At 69.8% G+C, this 13,213-nt stretch carries 12 protein-coding genes and 1 pseudogene; 6 read left to right on the top strand and 7 right to left on the bottom strand.

What is annotated here, in order from left to right:
- The 5 genes from H0523_RS29970 to H0523_RS29950 all read left to right on the top strand — a co-directional run.
- On the top strand, nt 1-187 hold a 187-nt coding region (locus H0523_RS29970), incomplete at its 5' end, for a DUF3613 domain-containing protein (RefSeq protein WP_180180253.1).
- Nucleotides 188-219: 32 nt separating this feature from the next.
- A complete protein-coding gene (locus tag H0523_RS29965) occupies nt 220-2,331 on the top strand; it encodes a pilus assembly protein TadG-related protein (protein ID WP_054431919.1) in 2,112 nt (703 codons plus the stop codon).
- A gap of 49 nt (nt 2,332-2,380) precedes the next feature.
- Complete coding sequence (locus H0523_RS29960) at nt 2,381-3,787, top strand: sigma 54-interacting transcriptional regulator (RefSeq protein ID WP_054431918.1); 1,407 nt, start codon at nt 2,381-2,383, stop codon at nt 3,785-3,787.
- A gap of 115 nt (nt 3,788-3,902) precedes the next feature.
- Nucleotides 3,903-4,607, top strand: a complete 705-nt coding sequence (locus H0523_RS29955) for a DUF2968 domain-containing protein (RefSeq protein WP_054431917.1) — start codon at nt 3,903-3,905, stop codon at nt 4,605-4,607.
- A 93-nt stretch (nt 4,608-4,700) separates the two neighbouring features.
- Entirely contained in the window at nt 4,701-5,159 is a 459-nt protein-coding gene (locus H0523_RS29950; protein ID WP_054431916.1) for a DUF1178 family protein, read from the top strand.
- A 68-nt stretch (nt 5,160-5,227) separates the two neighbouring features.
- Here the strand turns inward: H0523_RS29950 and efp are convergent, their stop codons facing one another.
- From efp to H0523_RS29935, 3 genes are all read right to left on the bottom strand, one after another.
- The gene (gene efp / locus H0523_RS29945; RefSeq protein WP_006225610.1) at nt 5,228-5,788 is read right to left on the bottom strand and encodes an elongation factor P; all 561 of its coding nucleotides are present in this window, start codon (nt 5,786-5,788) and stop codon (nt 5,228-5,230) included.
- Between the two features lie 218 nt (nt 5,789-6,006).
- The gene (gene earP, locus H0523_RS29940) at nt 6,007-7,119 is read right to left on the bottom strand and encodes an elongation factor P maturation arginine rhamnosyltransferase EarP (protein ID WP_054431915.1); all 1,113 of its coding nucleotides are present in this window, start codon (nt 7,117-7,119) and stop codon (nt 6,007-6,009) included.
- Nucleotides 7,120-7,127: 8 nt separating this feature from the next.
- Nucleotides 7,128-8,330, bottom strand: a complete 1,203-nt coding sequence (locus H0523_RS29935; protein ID WP_054431914.1) for a DUF2863 family protein — start codon at nt 8,328-8,330, stop codon at nt 7,128-7,130.
- Nucleotides 8,331-8,565: 235 nt separating this feature from the next.
- Here H0523_RS29935 and H0523_RS29930 point away from each other — a divergent pair, with 235 nt between their 5' ends.
- Entirely contained in the window at nt 8,566-9,339 is a 774-nt protein-coding gene (locus tag H0523_RS29930; RefSeq protein WP_082404539.1) for a DODA-type extradiol aromatic ring-opening family dioxygenase, read from the top strand.
- A 27-nt stretch (nt 9,340-9,366) separates the two neighbouring features.
- On the opposite strand, the gene H0523_RS29925 is transcribed toward H0523_RS29930, so the two are convergent.
- The 4 genes and pseudogenes from H0523_RS29925 to H0523_RS29910 all read right to left on the bottom strand — a co-directional run.
- A complete protein-coding gene (locus H0523_RS29925) occupies nt 9,367-10,257 on the bottom strand; it encodes a LysR family transcriptional regulator (RefSeq protein ID WP_054431912.1) in 891 nt (296 codons plus the stop codon).
- A gap of 33 nt (nt 10,258-10,290) precedes the next feature.
- Complete coding sequence (locus H0523_RS29920; protein ID WP_054431911.1) at nt 10,291-10,992, bottom strand: siderophore-interacting protein; 702 nt, start codon at nt 10,990-10,992, stop codon at nt 10,291-10,293.
- A gap of 31 nt (nt 10,993-11,023) precedes the next feature.
- The gene (locus H0523_RS29915) at nt 11,024-12,553 is read right to left on the bottom strand and encodes a DHA2 family efflux MFS transporter permease subunit (RefSeq protein ID WP_054431910.1); all 1,530 of its coding nucleotides are present in this window, start codon (nt 12,551-12,553) and stop codon (nt 11,024-11,026) included.
- Nucleotides 12,553-13,213, bottom strand: a pseudogene (locus H0523_RS29910) (EmrA/EmrK family multidrug efflux transporter periplasmic adaptor subunit); the annotation flags it as partial. The gene H0523_RS29915 and the pseudogene H0523_RS29910, both read right to left, overlap by 1 nt.

The following is a 13,213-nucleotide window of genomic DNA, read 5'->3' as shown; positions in this document are numbered from 1 at the left end:
GCCGGAAGCCTTTGGCGACATCACCCGCGGCCTGCTGGCCGCGCAGGCCGACGGCCGCCGCGCCGGCGCCGCGCTGCCGGTGCTGGGCGCGGCGTCCACCGCCGCCTGGAACCGCTACGTCGACAGCTTCACCCGGCCGATTCCGGAGTGGTTCACCAAGCGGGTGCAGACCAACAACACCAATTAGGACCCGTCTCACCGAGTCAGGGAGCCGCGATCATGCCAGCCACTCATCTTCGTTCTGCGTTCCTGCCGCGGCAGCGCGGCAGCATGACGGTGGCCATCGTTTTCGTGGTCATCGTCGGCCTGGTGCTGCTGGGCGTGGCCCAGCTGGGCTATGCCTACTACATGAAGCGGGAGATGCAGAAGGCCTCGGACCTGGCGGCGCTGTCGGCGGTGCAGGTGCTGGGCATGGGCGCGCCCGCGGACTGCACCCGGGCGCAGGCGGCGGGGCAGGCCGCGGTGCTGGCCAACGTGCCCAACATCTTCGACAGCTTCTCCGCGGCCGACGTCACGGTTGAATGCAAGGTGTGGGACACCACCCGCGCCGACGCCAGCGGCATGTACGTGTTCGACCCCGCCAGCGGCCAGGTGCCGAACGCGTTGCGCATCACCATCAACAAGACCCTCGCCAGCCTGATTCCCAGCTTCTCCGGCGGCACGGCGGGCGGCACCCAGGTCCAGGTGATCTCGGTGGCCACCAGCACCCAGCCGGTGGCGGTGTTCACCGTCGGCTCGCGCCTGCTGCGCCTGCAGAAGGGCGGCCTGCTGTCGCAGCTTCTGTCCACCGTGGGCGCCACGCCGGCCCAGCTCGACATCCTCGACGCGGCCGGCCTGGCCACCGTCAACATCACGCCGTCGGGCCTGCTGGAGGCGCTGGGCCTGCCGGTGTCGGTGGCCACCGGCGTGGGCACGCCGTCGCAGCTGGCCGCGCTCAACAACCTGACGCTGGGCCAGCTGCTGCAGGCCACGCTGACCGTGATGAACAAGGCCGGCAACACCGCCGGCGCCAGCCTCGGGCTGCTGTCCAACGCCATCAACGTGGTGCTGAACGTGATGCCGGTGAACCTGCCGGTCAAGCTGTTCGGCGACGGCGGCATCCTCGACCTGAACGTGGTCGGCGGCGACATCAACTCGGCGCTGCAGGCCAATATCAACGCGCTCAATGTGCTGGAGACCGCGCTGGTCATCGCCAACGGCCAGAACCTGGTCAACCTGGGCCTGAACGTGCCGCTGCTTGGCGTGCAGTCGCAGGTGCGCATCGTCGAACCGCCCACCATCGGCGTGGGCGGGGTGGGCACGCAGGCCACCAGCGCCGGCATCCGCGTCTACCTGCGCGCCAACACCAGCAACATCCCGCTGGTGGGCCCGCTGCTGGCCAACACGCTGGGCACCAAGATCGACCTGCCGGTCATCATCGACGTGGCGCAATCGACCGGTACCGTGTCCAAGCTGTGCCAGGCGCCGCTGACCGAGTCGCAGGCCACCATCGACGTGACCTCGTCGGTGGCCAACATCTGCTTGGGGCGCTTCCCCGGCATGTCGTCGGCGGTGGACAACGTGCAGGCCAATTTCCTGTCCATCACCAACAGCTGCCAGCCCAGTTCGTTCGCGGCGATCCAGCGCTACCAGATCCTGAACGTGCTCGGCATCCTGCCGCTGACCAGCAAGGTCACGCTGCCGATCTTCAACTCGACCGCGCCGGTCTCGGTGACGCTGACCGAGCCGCCGTCGCCCAACTCCACCGCCACCGTCAACGCCACCTCGATCAACCTGGGCGCGCTGGCCTCGAACCTGGCCGACGCCGTGGTCGGCGGCATCCTGGGCGACCTGGTCGGCACCGGCACGCCGCTGACGCCGGACCAGCGCCTGTCGCTGGCCACCACCCTGGTGGGCGGCGGCGGCAGCAACCCGGGTAAATCGATTTCGCAGGTGGTCAACGACATGCAGTGGTCCTCGACCGCGCTCAACCAGCTCGGCCAGCGCATGTCCACCGGCGGCCTGACCGGGGTGCTGGGCGGCACGCTGCAGCTGGTCGGCAACCTCCTCAATTCGTTGCTGCTGGCGCCGCTGAGCGACGTGACCTGCCTGTTGGCGATCACGCCGGATGCGATTCGCCAGTGCCGCGTCAACGCGGTCTCTTCGCTGGCATTGAGCGGCGGCAACCAGGTGGGCGGCGTGCTGTCCATCGTGGTGACGCTGCTGCAGCCGCTGCTGGGCATGCTGTCGACCCTGCTGCAGCAATTGCTGGACATGCTTGGCCTGAGTGTCGGCCAGACCGATGTATCGCTGCTGTCGGTGGACTGCGGCAAGCCCCGCCTGGTGTATTGATGATGAAGCCCTTGATTTCCTCCCCTTCGCGGCCGGCCCGGTGGTCGCCATGACCCAGAAATTCTCGCGCGAGGAGTTCGACGTCTACGTCTGGGAGGGCACGTCCGACATCGCCAGCCGGGCCGAGCGCTGCCTGGCCGGCATGGACGTGTCGCTGGTGCGCGCCGACGCCGGCACCGCCTTTCCGCCGCCGCGCGATCCGTCGCGGCCCGCGGTGGCGCTGGTGTCGGTCTCGGTCATGGGCGACAACCGCTTCAGCGGCTACGACTGGCTGTCGGTGCAGGCGATGCCCGTCATCTGGGTGGCGTCCGAGGCCCGCGGCCGCGATCCGCGTTATTACCCGCCGGAATATTCCTATACGCTGCCGCTGGCCTTCACCACCACGGACCTGCGCAAGCTGCTGTTCGAGCTGCTGGGCACGCTCGACCAGCTCAACCGCGTCGCGCCGCGCCGCGAGCAGCCGCTGATCGCGGTGTCCGAGCCGATGCGGGCGCTGCTGGCCGAGGCCGACATGTTCGCCGACTGCCGCAGCAACGTGCTGATCCACGGCGAGACCGGCGTCGGCAAGGAGCGCATCGCGCGCCTGCTGCACGACCACGCCGCGTGGTCGGACGGGCCGTTCGTCGCGGTCAACTGCGGCGCCATCCCCGAGGGGCTGTTCGAGGCGCATTTCTTCGGCCACGCCAAGGGCGCCTTCACCGGCGCCGTGGGCGCGCACAAGGGCTATTTCGAGCAGGCCAGCGGCGGCACGCTGTTCCTGGATGAAATCGGCGACCTGCCGCTGTACCAGCAGGTCAAGCTGCTGCGCGTGCTGGAGCAGAGCGCCGTGACGCGGCTCGGGTCGACCGTCGAGGTGCCGGTCGATTTCCGCCTGGTGGCGGCGACCAACAAGGACCTGCGGGTGCTGGTGGGCCAGGACGAGTTCCGCGCCGACCTGTATTACCGGCTGGCCGTGATCGAGCTGCGCATTCCCAACCTGGAACAGCGCGGGCCCGAGGAAAAGGCGGCGATCTTCCGCGCCCTGCTCGAACGGCTGGGCGCCGAGGGCGAGCCGCCGGCCTGGCTGCTGGAGCGCGTGGCGCGGGCGCGCTACGCCGGCAACGTGCGCGAGCTGTCCAACGTGGCCGAGCGCGTGGCGATCGTGCGGCGCCAGTTCCAGGCCTGGGACCAGGCCCGCATCGAACGCATTTTCGACCAGTTGGCCGAGCCGCTCGGCGGGCCGCCGGCCTTGGCCGCGGCCGGCGCCAATACCCAATGCGAACCGCCCGTTTTTACCGACGCCGAACGCGCCGAGCGCGCCCGCATCCTGGCCGCGCTGGACGTCAATGGCTGGCGCCGGCAGGACACCGCCAATACCCTGGGCATCAGCCGCAAGGTGCTGTGGGAGAAGATGCGCAAGCTGCATCTGGGCGGCGGCCAGGGCGAAACCGCCGACGGCATCGTCGAAGCGTCGTGAGGCGCAATAGGGAATGTCCCTTGGCGCGCGACACTATCGCGCCGTGTTATTCACGCGCGTCAGCTTCAAACGGAATAAATTGCTATAGTTCCGCAACGATTTTTTTGGGGAAGGCATGAACGTCCACTTTATCCGTGCCGCCGCTCGCATGGCGCTGTTGGGTACGGCCCTGTCCGGTCTGGCCGCGTGCGCCAGCGCGCAACCCGAGCCCCCGCGCCCGACGGTGCAGCAGGTCGAGGACAAGCAAGCCGCCTCCACGCCGGTCACCCCGCCCGCGCCGGCGCCCGCCGCGCGCCCGTCCTCGACGGTGGCCGAGCTGCAGGCACTGATCCAGAACCGCCAGGTTTCCGAGCTGCGCACCACCTACAACGGCACCTACGGCGCCAGCCTGTTGTTCAAGCCGGACGACCTGACCTACTACGTGGCCCTGTTCCAGCAGAAGGACTTCTGGCGCGTCCTCAAGACCAAGTCGGACAAGCAGGCCGAAGCCACCTACCGCGCGTTCGCCGCGCAATCGGTGGAACTGGCCGACGTGGACATCCAGCGCATCAAGCTGCAGGCTGAATACACCCACGCCGAGAAGCTGCTGGCCAGCCGCAACGCCGAACTGAGCACGCTGCAGGCCGACCGCACCCTGCGCATGCAGCAGGAAGAGCAGGTCGCCGCGCGCCAGGAGCAATCGCGCCAGGAAGCCACCGCGCTGGCCGATCAGCAGAAGGACGTGCGTCAGCAACTGCGCGACCTGCAACGCCAGATCGACGCCTTGCAGGCGCAGCAGGCGCAGATCCAGTCGACGGCCGCGCCCAAGCGCGGCAAGTAAGCGCCAGGCGCAGCAAAAGCGGGCCCGCGGGCCCGCTTTTTGTTTGAGCCGGCGCTTTCTTGTATTCTGGCCGCTAGCCCCCATATCACTCCCATGGCTCTCAAAGTTTTCGACCTCCAGTGCGAGCACGGCCACATCTTCGAAGGCTGGTTCGGTTCGCACGAAGACTATGACGCGCAGCAGGCGCGTGGCCTGGTGTCGTGCCCGGTCTGCGGCTCGGCCAGCATCACCAAGCGCCTGTCGGCGCCGCGCCTGAACGTGGCGCACCTGCACGCGCCCGCCGCCCCGCCGGCGCCGTCGGCCGGCGCCACCGATGCCGAGAAGATGTCGGCCCTGCAGGCGGTGGTCATGCGCCAGGTGCGGGCCTTGCTGCGCAACACCGAAAACGTCGGCACGCGCTTCGCCGAGGAGGCGCGCCGCATCCACGAGGGCGACGCCGACGAGCGGCCCATCCGCGGCACCGCCACGCGCGAAGAGCGCGAGGCCCTGGCCGAGGACGGCATCGACGTCATGGCTGTGCCTGATTTCCTCGACGACGAGCGCCTGCAGTAGCCGCGTTCGCCGAAAAAAAAAAGCGCCAGACCCCGAAGGGCTGGCGCTTTTTCGTACCTGCTGCCGGATCAGTTGTTGACGCGGCTGCGGTATTCGTTGGTACGCGTGTCGATTTCGATCTTGTCGCCGATGGCGCAGAACAGCGGCACGTTCAGTTCGTAGCCGGTGTTGATCTTGGCGGGCTTGGTCACCTTGCCCGACGTGTCGCCACGGACGGCCGGTTCGGTGTAGGTGATTTCGCGCACGAGCGTCGTGGGCAGTTCCACCGAGATGGCGCGGCCGTCGTAGAAGACCACTTCCACGGGCATCGCTTCTTCCAGGTAGTTCAGGGCGTCGCCCATGCTTTCGGCTTCGATTTCGTACTGGTTGTACTCTTCGTCCATGAAGACGTACATGGGGTCGCCGAAGTAGGAGTACGTGCACTCCTTGCGATCCAGCTGGACGACTTCGAACTTTTCGTCGGCCTTGTAGACCGATTCGCTGGCCGAGGCGGTCAAGAGGTTCTTGAACTTCAGCTTGACGACGGCGGCGTTACGGCCGGACTTGTTGTATTCGGCCTTCTGGACCACGAGGGGATCCTTGCCGACCATGACCACGTTGCCGACTCGCAATTCCTGAGCGGTTTTCATCGATAAAACTCCGGGGGGAAAGGGTGCACTCGCCGTGCTTGCAGAAAGCCGCAGCGGGTGAGGGCGCCAGGCAACGGGCCAGGCCCGCCATCTCGATCTCAACGCCATCTCAAGCCCGCGGGCCCGAAAAGGCCCGCTCGCTCGACTTTCATGCACACCCCGGGAGGCGTCATAGTTGAGGCGCCGAAAAACCCGGGCGACTCAGAAAACTCTCTATTCTAGCGTTTCTTGACCAACTCTGCGCAAAAATCGGCCAGATTTTCCGCCAGGTCGGGGCGCGCGGCCTGCGCCGCGTCCCATTCGCGCGCGGCTTGCGTCCAGGCCTGCCAGGCGGCCGGCGCCAGGGCGGCGCCGATCGCATCCGCCGCCGCGCCGGCGTCGGGCAGGTTCCAGGCGCGGATGGCGGCGGCCGCGGTTTCCGGGGCCGGATAGCGCGCCAGCCAGGCGTCCAGCTTCTCCAGGTGCACGTTCTCTTCCTGGGGGTAGATCTGCCAGACCAGCGGACGGGCCGCCCAGGCCGCGCGCACGAAGGAATCCTCGCCGCGCACCAGGTTCAGGTCGGCGCACCACAGCACGCGGTCGAAATCGGGTTGCGCCACGAACGGCAGGCGCGCCACCGCCGGACCGCCGGGCCGCGCGCAGGCCGCTTCCAGCCCGGGAGCGACGCCTTCCGGCGCCAGCAGCAGGGCGGGGCGGGTATCGGCCGCCAGGGCTTGCGCCAGGCCGTCGACCGGGGCGCTGGGATAGCAAAACAGGGACACGGTGCGGGCGCCGTGGCGCCGTTGCGACAGCAGGGGCTCGGCCACGCCCAGTCCCCGCAGGAACGCCGCCTGGGCCTCGGGATCGGCCTGGAAGGCGTCGCGCTCGGCCGTCAGGCCCGGTTCGCGCAGCAGGCCGCCGGTGGCGGGCGTGAAGCCGGGAAAGAAAAAGTGCTTCACCAGCCCGTCGGGCCGCTGCGACGGCAGGCCGTGGCAGCTTTCCACCCAGGCCTCGGCGCTCAGGTATTCCAGGTTGATCCAGGCTGGATGGCGCTGGCGCATGCTGTCCAGGAACGCCTCGGGCGGATCGCAGGCGAAGGCCTCGATCACCACGTCGCGGGCCGCCAGCGCCGCATCCGGCGTGTCGGTCCAGCGCACGATATCGATGTCCTGGAACGCCTGGCGCGCGGCGTTGGCATCGATGCCGGGCTGGATGCGCGCGAAGCTGGCCAGGTCGTCCACCCACAGGCGCACGTCCCAGCCGCGGCCGTGCGCCAGCCGGCGCGCCAGGCGCCAGCAGACGCCGATGTCGCCGTAGTTGTCGACCACGCGGCAGAAGATGTCTGCTTGCATCGACGCGCTCAGTGGAACTTGGCGGGCGCTGCCTCGGCGTCTTCGGGCAATTCGGCGTGCACCAGTTCGCCCAGGGGATTGGGGAAGTAGGGCGCGCCGCAGTCCTCGCAGTATTCCGGGGGCAGCACGCCGGGAATGCGGCGCACGTCGCTCACGCCGTATTCCTTGAGCAGCGCCGCGATCTCGTCGACCACGTCGGGCTGGCCTTCGTCGGCCGGCAGGTCTTCCTCGCGGCCATACAGCGGCCAGACGCAGCCGTAGTAGACGTCGTTGCTGTTGCGCGCGGTGAAGCTGACGCGGTATTCGTCGACCCGGCTTTCGCCGCAGCCCGCCACCACGGCGCGCAATTGGGAGGCCTCGAGGTTGACCGCGCCTTCGAGCCAGCTGATGGCGGCGCGCAGCGACAGCGGCCGCACGCGGCGGTCGGCCTCGCGGTTGCTGACGTAATAGGCGTCAGGCAGCAGGGCCTCGAAACCGCAGCCCGGCAGCAGGCCGGCCAGCGTCGGCTGGGCCTGCGCGGCCCATTGCGCCAGGCAGGCGTCGCGGCTGGCCTCGGCGTCGCCGATCTGCTCCTGCCAGCGGAACACGGGCGCGAATTCGGGCACCGCCACGGCCGCCACGATGTAGCGCGTGTCGGCCAGCATGTTGGCGGTCTCGACCTCGGCGTTCAGCGCCGGCTTGGTGGTCTCGGCGCCGAGCGCCTGCGAGCCCAGGCGCTGCAGCCATTGCCAGGTTTCGGAGAAGGTGCGCGGCATCTGGTCCACGCTCACCAGCATCGGCATCAGCGCGCTGCGGGCCTGGCTCGACAGCACGTGGCCATGCAGTTGCGCCAGCAGGGCCTGCTGGGCGCTGGCCGGCACGGGGCCGGTCGGGATGGCGTAGCGGGTCCAGGCCACGATGGGCGCGACGATCAGCAGGATGTCGTAGCGCACGCCGTTCTTTTCGATCTTCATCGATTCGGACAGCGTTTCGGCCTGTTCGATCAGGACTTCGTAGGCGCCCACGTCGCCCTGGGCGAGATGGTCCAGCGCGGCTTCCAGCGGGGCATCCTGGCCTGCCTTGAGCAGCTTCGGAATCGCTTCGCCAAGCTGATTCTCCCAGTACACGTCTTCGACGCGGCTGCCCGAGCGGTTGAGCGACTGGGCAAGCGTGATCAGGCGGGTGGCGTCGCGGGTCAAGCGGGGAGCGGATTGGCTGCGGGATCGGGCCATAACTTCGGAGGACGTCCAGTAAGTGTGTAACGACGTAGTTTAACGCCCGCCACGGTCATGGGCGGCGACGTGCGCCGCCGCGCCGCCCGGCGTCCCGCCAGCGCGCGCGCCGGCCGTCCGTCCGCTACGGGATTGGTGCTCATCTGGCAACAGATCATCCCTTTTGAAGGGGTTTATTGCAGATTCGAAACGGCCGAAAATGGCTCCATCAAACTTGTTCTCTGGAGGCATCGCCATGCGCTGGCCTACGCTTTTCGTTTCCCACGGTTCTCCCATGCTGGCCGTCGAACCCGGCCTGACGGGCCCGGCCCTGGCCGCCTGGAGCCAGGCCCAGGGCCGCAAGCCGCGCGCCATTCTGGTGGTCTCGCCGCACTGGATGGGCCATGGCCTGGCCCTGTCCACCCGCGACCAGCAGGTCGCGTGGCATGACTTCGGCGGCTTCCCGCCCGAGCTCTACACGCTGCAATACGCCGCGCCCGGTTCGCCGGAACTGGCGGCGCGCACGCAGGCCCTGCTGGCCGAGGCCGGCATTGCCGCCGACCGCGATCCGCGCCGGCCGCTGGACCATGGCGCCTGGGTGCCGCTGCGCTACCTGTACCCCGAGGTCGACGTGCCCGTGGTGCAGCTGTCGCTGGACATGGGCCGCGATGCCGCCGGCCAGCTCGAACTGGGCCGCGCGCTGGCGCCGCTGCGCGACGAGGACGTCCTGATCATCGGCTCGGGATCGCTGACGCACAACCTGCGCGACGTGCGCATGCCGCAGAACGCGCCGGCCACGCCCTACGTGCCGGCGTTCCAGGACTGGTATGCGCGCCATCTGGCCGCGCACGACGTGCCGGCGCTGCTGGACTGGCAGGCCCGGGCGCCGGGCGCCCGGCAGGCCCATCCTCACGACGACCACCTGATGCCGCTGTACGTGGCGCTGGGCGCGGGCGGCGAGCAGGCCACGCGCCTGAACGATGAGGTCTCGTACGGCGCGCTGGCGATGGATGCCTACGCGTTCCATTGAGCGGACGTCGCCGGCGCCGCGTTCTGGCTACGTCACTACCCGGGCCGCCAGCAGGTCGATGAACCCGCGGACCCGGGCCGGCAATGCGCGCGAGGCCGTCAAGGCCAGGATGGGGCGGGACGGCAGCGCCCAGCCGGGCAGCACCGGCAACAGGGCGCCCTGCCGCACCAGCCTGTCGGCGCGGCCCGGCGTCAGCGGACCGATGCCCAGGCCGTCGCGCAGCAGGTTTTCCAGCGCCAGCAGATTGTTCAGCACCAGCAGCGGCGCCACGTCCACCTGCGCGCTGGCGGGGCCGTTGGCCAGCGCCAGTCCCGGCCCGCTGTCCGGCAGGGCGAGGCAGCGGTGGCGCGCCAGGTCCGCGGGGTGTGTCGGTTCGCCGAAGGCGCGCAGGTAGGCCGGCGAGGCATAGAGCTGATAGCCGGCCATGCCGACGCGCCGCCGCACCATGCGGCTGGCCCGCGGCGGTTCCACGGTGGCGATGCAGACATCAAACGGTTCGGTGGCCAGGTCCGGCAGCTCGGCCGAGCAATGCAGTTCGACGCGCACGCCGGGATGGCTGGCGCAATAGTCGGCCAGCGCGGCGTCCGGGAAATAGGCGCTGAAATCGACCGGCGCGCAGACGCGCAGTTGGCCGGTGGGGCGGGCCATTTCTTCCTCGAGTTCGCCGCTGATGGCGCGGGCGCGGTCGACGACTTCCGTGATCCGGTCCAGATAGCGCTGGCCGACGTCGGTGAGCGCCAGGCGGCGCGTGCTGCGATGGAGCAGCTTGACGCCGATCTGGCTTTCGAATTCCGAGATCCGGCGCGACAGCGTCGAGGCCGGCACGCCGGTGCTTTCCGCGGCCCGCGTGAGCGAACCCAGCGCCGCCACCTGGACGAACAACGCCATGTCCCGCATGCGATCCAGTTCTTTCTTCATGGTCTGTCCGTTGCCGTGTCCACGGGCCGGGGCCTATTCCTTGTAGTCCTGTTCACCGTCCTTCCAGTAGCCCTTGGCCGAGACGCGGGCCGCGTCAAGACGCAGGCGCTGCAGCCAGTGCGCGCGCCAGGCCTTGACCCAGCCGGCCTGGCCGGCCAGCCAGACCTGGCCGGGCCCGGCGGGGGAGGGCTCGGGCGTTTCATCCGGGCTGGGCGGCAGGCTGCGCGCCGCCCATCGCGGCGTGTGCGCGCTGGCGAGGGCGGGCCAGTCGCCGCCCGCCGGATGGCGCACCCCCAGGACCTGGATGGCGGACGGCAGCGATTCGATGATGCGGCAGGCCGCCGGCCAGGCCGAGGCATCGGCGCCGAGCCAGACCCAGCGCGTGTCGGCCTGCAGGGCGAAGCCGCCGTCGCGCGGTCCGGCGATCGAGACGGCATCGCCGGGACGGGCGCGGCGCGCCCAGTCTGAGACGGTGCCGGGGGCGTCGCCATGGATCACGAAGTCGATCTCCACGGTGGACGCCTCGAAGTCGATCGCGCGCAGCGTATAGGCCCGGCCCGGCACGCCGGGCGGGAACACCTTGACCCAGGCGGCGGGCTGGCCGACGCCGGGGCGCGCCAGCCAGGCGCTGAGCTCGGGGCCGCCCAGCGTCAGCCGGCGCATGTCCCGCGCCAGGTCGAGCGCGCGCAGCACGATGCAGGGCACGTCGCGGCGCGTCGGGGAAAAGGGTTGCATGTCGGGTCTCCTGTTTGGGGCGATGGGGCCGTCAGGCCTTGGCGGCGCGGGGATGGCGGGCCAGCCAGACCAGCGCGATGGACAGCGCGAACGCGAGGCTCGACCACAGAAAGAAGTCGTTCAGCGCCAGCATGTCGGCCTGGGTCTTCAGGCCGTTCCAGATCACGCCCCACGATTGCGGCGCGTCCAGGCCGGCGCCCGCCAGGGCGTTCAGCGTGTCCTGCACCGCGGGCCGGGCGGGCGTGGCGCTGTCGACCAGCACGTTCTGGTAGTAGCGCGAGCGCTCGTCCCAGTAGGTCGATGCCAGCGAGGCGACCAGGCTGCCCGCCATCATGCGGATGGCGGTCTGCAGGCCGGAGGCGGCGGCGATGCGTTCGGGCGGCAGGCCGGCCAGCGACAGCGACACCAGCGGCGTCAGGAACAGGCCGATGCCGATGCCCTGCAGCAGGCAGGCCAGCGAGATCAGGCCGACGCCGACGTCCGTGGTCATGGACGCGCGCCACCAGGCCACCAGGGACCACGCCACGAAGGCCAGGCTGGCGAACACGCGAGCGTCGCCGCGCTGCACCCAGCGGCCCAGCAGCGGCGCCAGCAGGATGCCGAACACGCCCATCGGCGCCGTGGCCAGGCCAGCCCACGTGGCGGTGTAGCGCATGTCGGTCTGCAACCACAGCGGGATCAGCACCAGCGCCGCGAAGTACAGACCGAAGCCCACCGCCACGGCCAGCGTGCCCATGGCGAAGTTGCGATGGCGGAACAGGCTCAGGTCGACGATCGGATGCGTCTCGCCCAGCTCCCAGATGACCAGGAACACGAAGCCCAGCGCCGACAGCAGCGCGGTGGTGACGATGAACGGCGAGGCGAACCAGTCCAGCGTGCGGCCGCGGTCCAGCGTCAATTGCAGGCAGCCGATGGCGACGGCCAGCAGGATCAGTCCGCGCAGGTCCACCGGCAGGCGGGTGCTGGGCGTGTCGCGGCCGCGGAACATGGTGGCGGTGACGGCGACCACGGCGATGCCGACCGGCGCGTTGACCAGGAAGATCCAGGGCCAGCTGAAATCGTCGGTCAGCCAGCCGCCCAGCACCGGCCCGGCCACGGGGCCGGCCATGTTGGTCATGGCCCACATCGACAGCGCCAGCGTGCGCTTGTCGGGCGGGAAGATGGCGACCAGCAGCGCCTGGCTGAGCGGCACGATGGGGCCGGACACCATGCCCTGCAGCACGCGGAAGGCCAGCAGCGATTCGAAGTTCTGCGCCACGCCGCACAGCACCGACGCCAGCGTGAAGGCCGCCACCGACAGCACGAACAGCCGCACCTGCCCGAGCCGGCGCGAGAGCCAGCCGGTCAGCGGGATGCAGATGGAGTTGGCGATGGCGAAAAAGGTGATGGCCCATTCGCCGATCTCCGGGCTGACGCCCAGGTTGCCGGAGATGGTGGGCACCGAGACGTTGGCGATGGTGATGTCCACCACCGCCATGAACGACGCCAGGCTGATGGCCACCGTCGCGACCACGCGCGGCAGCCCGGACATCGGTTCGATGGGACGGGTCGCGGCGGACATCACTGCCATCCCTGGCCGGCCTGCGCCAGCGCGTCGGCGGCCTGGCGCTGCTGCCGGTAGAGATCGGTGGTCTCGCCATTGGGCGCGCCCGCCTGCGTCGCCTCGCAGCGCGCCGTATCCACCGTCACCTCGGCCGACAGGCCGATGCGCAGCGGATGGTCGGCCAGGTCCTTGGGGTCGAGATTGATGCGCACCGGCACCCGCTGCACCACCTTGATCCAGTTGCCGGTGGCGTTCTGCGACGGCAGCAGCGCGAAGGCCGAGCCGCTGCCGGCCATCACGTCGCCGACGCGGCCGCGATAGCGCACCTTGGCGCCGTGGGCGTCGACGGTGACGACGGCCGGCTGGCCGGGGCAGATGCCGGCCAGCTGGATCTCCTTGAAGTTGGCGTCGATCCACATCTGGTCCAGCGGCACCACCGACATCAGCTTGTCGCCGATTCCCACCTGCTTGCCCAGCTGCACGCTGCGCTGCGCCACCATGCCGCCGACCGGCGCGCGGATGGTGGTGCGCTGCGCGGCCAGCGCGGCGGCGCGCAGGCGTTCCTGGGCCAGGGCCACATCGGGGTGGGTGTCGGGCGTCACGCCGTCGATCTGGGCCTGCGCGGCGCGCTCGGCGGCCTGCGCCACCGCCAGCGCGGCGCGGGCGGCGTTCAGGGCA

The sequence above is a fragment of the Achromobacter insuavis genome (genome assembly GCF_902859645.1).
Classification (GTDB): Bacteria; Pseudomonadota; Gammaproteobacteria; order Burkholderiales; family Burkholderiaceae_B; genus Achromobacter; species Achromobacter insuavis.
Note: the sequence above shows the minus strand (reverse complement) of the source record. Positions and strands in the feature narration are given on the sequence as shown.